Consider the following 3,719-nt stretch of genomic DNA (forward strand, 5'->3'; position numbering starts at 1 on the left):
CGCATGAGAACCCGTCGTCTGGCCATCCTGGCCTGTGCCATGGCGGGGGTGGTGTTTCTAGATCTGCTAGAGCCAGGGCGGGGGCGGTTTTGGAATCCCATCCACCATGGCCGCAACGCTATCAATGCCCATCAAGATTGGGCAGACCGTGACGCCCGCCGGGTGGCCCCCGATGACGCCCGCCTTACAGGATGCACCGACGTTACGACAGAACCGCTCAACATCGATGCTGCTCTGGCCGACCTACGACGGGCCTTGCTAGGGGAGTCCGAAGTCATCACCCTGGTTGCCCTCGGTGCCCCAGCCTGTGCTCTGGGTGAGGGTGCCTACCGCTGGCTCCTCGACAATGGCCTTGCTGTCGATGTGACCGTGCATGAAGGAACCGTAACCCATGCCGAACTCAGCCGTTAGCCCCCACAAACCGCACTGGACCGACCTGCCGCCGACCTGGCGCTGGGTGATTGGTAGCGCCATCCAGGCCGGTGACGTGGTTCTCAAACTCAGTTGCGTGGCGCTGATTGGGGCATCGGGTTGGGTGATGTTGGATAAAGACACCAACGACCGATTCACGCTACGCAGGGCTATCCCGATGGCCAACGCGGCTGCCCAGGGCCAGACCTTAGCCTCGCCTATCGTAGGGAAGTCGTTGCAAGACCTGGTCGATTACAAACCTGCTTTTGGTCAAAGCTTTGGGCCTGAGACGGGTAACCAACGCCGCTATGGCCCCCACGGAGGTGTTGACTTTGATTGCCGAGTCGGGGGCTGTGCCGGAGCTGATGTCGCCAGTCCCATCTTTGGCCAAGTCAGTGAGATTCGTAAGATTGGCACATCCGCCAACGGGGCCAGCTATCAGATTCATATTCAGGGTCAAGACTGGCAAGGGGCGGTGGAGCATCAGCTTGTCCATGTTGATGCCATCCTGGTGGCGATAGGCGATATCGTCACCGCTGGGCAGATTATCGCCAAGGTCAGCCCGACCGATAGCGTCAGCACCGGGCCTCACCTGGACTGGAAAATTAGACGCAACGGAGCCTGGGTGAATCCCCAGGCTTGGGCTAAGGAGTCCATCCAGCGGAACGAGGCTAAATCTGCATCCGCATCCGCACCAGGTCAATCCCTATCCGATGACCTCCTCAAACGCGCCATCGGACGAGCTGAGGGAACTCGCGACGCCAACGGCAACCCTACCCGTGCCTTCTTTGGCCATCGTGATCCAGGTTGGCAGGGCCGTTGCCAGAACCAAGGCACATTCTCCTATCAGCACTGTGCCCCATCGCCCGAAGCCGCAGACGCCTCTTGGTTGGGCACCTTAAGGAAAGCCGAACAAGACATCCAAACTCAAGCGCAGGCTAAGTTCGGACAACCCTTGTCGCAGGCGGCCCTGGTTGCCGCGTTAGACGGCTACACTCAATCGCCCAACGCTGGAACAATGTTTGTGCGCCATCTGCCCACCGTAGACCCAACTCCGCAGCAGATTATTCAAGCCCGTACTGCTGCCCTCCAGGCCAGTCGCAGAGCCAAGGGTGGGCCACCGATGAATGTGCCTGCCGACCAACAGCGACGGGTGAATGCGGTTCTAGAGCAGCTAGGCCGATAGACATCACCCCAAACAAAACCCCACCTAGCCAGTGCGGCCAGGTGGGATTCGCTCTCTGAGGTGTTCAAACGTTGCGCTGGATTTATGGTGCCCAGGACGGGGGCAGATCTATCGAGCGTGACGTTCTCCCGACACGCTCCGCGTAGAGTGCGGGGCTTCCCGCCGATTAAGCTAACGTTCGACCATCTGGCTATTGTCTGGAGAGCCCTCGATTACTATCAGCCCTCGTCCGAGTTGCTCGATGAACTCACTGGCTGACAGACCCCTGCGGCTAGCCAGTGCCTTCCCGACATCTCAAGAACGGATCATTCGCTTTACGGTAGATATGCCAGAGTCTTTGCACCAGCAGCTTTCTGAGGCCGCTACCTGGCTCAAACGCAAGAATGCGGTGGTGGTGAGGATGGCCCTAGAACAAGCCCTCAAAGACCTCGATGATGAGGCCGTCGTGGGCTAGGTTGGCCTTGGTGGTGGAAGTCTAGTAGCCCCGGCAAGACGGTATTTTCCAGGGGCAGAATATTTAGTTTTGTAATGTGTGATTCCGTCGCAGGGATGGGTACTCTAGGTGGAGTGAACCTCACAGAGCTTTGGATACTGCTGAGTTTGAAGCAGTCCTAGGTGATGTGAGATGGTTGTTCCCGTTGGTCGTTGTCCGATAAACCCAAAGTAGTCAGGCATTCCGAGTGCCTTGTTTTGCAGTGGGAATGTTCTGGGGATATCCCCTGATGAATGGATCCGGCCTAATTGCGGTTGAACGTATGTCAGATCAGTTTTTTGAACAGCCAACTCTTCCTTACCTCAATGCAGTCAAGGCAGTGGGCAAATGGCGGCCCTCTTCTCTAAGTCATCGCCTCGGCCAGAAGGAAAGAAAGAGGGATATTGACATGCAGTGATGCAGGTTCGATACGTTATGCCTGCTGTATGTAGTGATGGGCAAGATATAGAACTAGCTTCTGAGGAATAGAGGCAAGCCTGAATCTGAATTTTTGCATAATTACTGATTTAGAAGTCAATTGAGGAGCGTATAAAGATGACATCTACGTTGCTAGAGCAAGCAAGCTCTGGAAATCCAGATGCAATTGCTACGATTATCAATCGTTCTCTTCAGAAGAAACAAATTTCGGCATCTGTAAATCTTGATCACGGCAATCTTCATGTTATGTTGGATGCCCAGAAAGCGCCATCTGAGGAGGCTGCCAACTATATTTTCAATGGCATTAAGAGCCTGAATATTGAACCTGCCTACGAGGTTTATGTTTATGGCCGAAAGCTAGGAGAACCTTTTGCAACCTGGTGTCACAGCCATGAACTTAAAGCTCGTCCCTTCGCAATGACTAGCTTTTCTGATCATCAGAGCATCAAAGAGAAATCTGACTCAGGATTGACCATTCAACTTTCTGGTGTTAATAATCAGGATCTAAACCTAGACATAGCTCAGTTCATAGGATTCTTGGGTGTTGCAATCACATTCTTTGGAATGTTATCGCCAATCTTGACAGCTCCGGGTGTGGGAACTTTGAACTATTTTAGGAATGGAGCTGAAGAAGCAATTATTTTAAGTATCTTCACATTATTTTCTGCATTTTTTCTATTCAGAAAGAATTTCGCATGGCTGTATGAACCTAGTGTTTGGTCTTTCCTGTTAGTTGGTGGTACATTTTGGTACTACCAGTCTTACATAGCTGAAGTAAAAGCTGAAATAGATCGAGATCTAGCGGGCAACCCATTCAGAGGCATTGCTGATATGGCTCTGGCTGCTACCGGATTATCTTGGGGATGGTTTTTTCTCTTTTTAAGCTGATATGCATTTAAATTGCATTGATTGTGTTTCCTTTGTTTTTGATCTTGCGATCCCATTTGATGACAAGCTGCCCTTCGTTCAACAGGTTATGAACAAGCGCTTCTAGATCCTCAATCGACTCAAATAGACGATTGGCAATGAATTCCTTTGCAGAGTGCCAAACTAACTCGATTAAATTATAGTCCGGACTGTAGGGTGGCAGAAATTCTAAAACAATGTTGGGCATCTCCTTCGCTATCTTCTCTAGAATCTCTGCCTTTTTATGAATACTTGCATTGTCTAAAATGATAAGAATCTTAGGGCCATCCTGCTCAAAGTCTTCAA

5 protein-coding genes are annotated in these 3,719 nt (G+C 51.9%); 4 read left to right on the plus strand and 1 reads right to left on the minus strand.

Annotation, left to right across the window (positions count from 1 at the left end):
- The 4 genes from H6G62_RS26250 to H6G62_RS26265 form a co-directional block, all read left to right on the plus strand.
- Positions 1 to 411 (plus strand): hypothetical protein (locus H6G62_RS26250; protein WP_190500703.1); only part of this gene is annotated, 411 nt, incomplete at its 5' end.
- Positions 392 to 1,597 (plus strand): M23 family metallopeptidase, encoded by a 1,206-nt coding sequence (locus tag H6G62_RS26255; RefSeq protein WP_190500705.1) that lies wholly within the window; start codon positions 392 to 394, stop codon positions 1,595 to 1,597. The genes H6G62_RS26250 and H6G62_RS26255, both read left to right, overlap by 20 nt.
- A 241-nt stretch (positions 1,598 to 1,838) precedes the next feature.
- Entirely contained in the window at positions 1,839 to 2,051 is a 213-nt protein-coding gene (locus tag H6G62_RS26260; RefSeq protein WP_190500707.1) for a hypothetical protein, read from the plus strand.
- A 573-nt stretch (positions 2,052 to 2,624) separates the two neighbouring features.
- Positions 2,625 to 3,395: a hypothetical protein gene (locus H6G62_RS26265; RefSeq protein ID WP_190500709.1), complete on the plus strand. Its 771-nt coding sequence runs from the start codon at positions 2,625 to 2,627 to the stop codon at positions 3,393 to 3,395.
- 7 nt (positions 3,396 to 3,402) lie between these two features.
- On the opposite strand, the gene H6G62_RS26270 is transcribed toward H6G62_RS26265, so the two are convergent.
- Positions 3,403 to 3,719, minus strand: a 317-nt coding sequence (locus tag H6G62_RS26270) for a transposase (RefSeq protein WP_190492062.1), incomplete at its 5' end; no start/stop codon positions are given.

Origin of the sequence: Phormidium sp. FACHB-1136, assembly GCF_014697375.1 — a bacterium.
Classification (GTDB): Bacteria; Cyanobacteriota; Cyanobacteriia; order Phormidesmidales; family Phormidesmidaceae; genus Nodosilinea.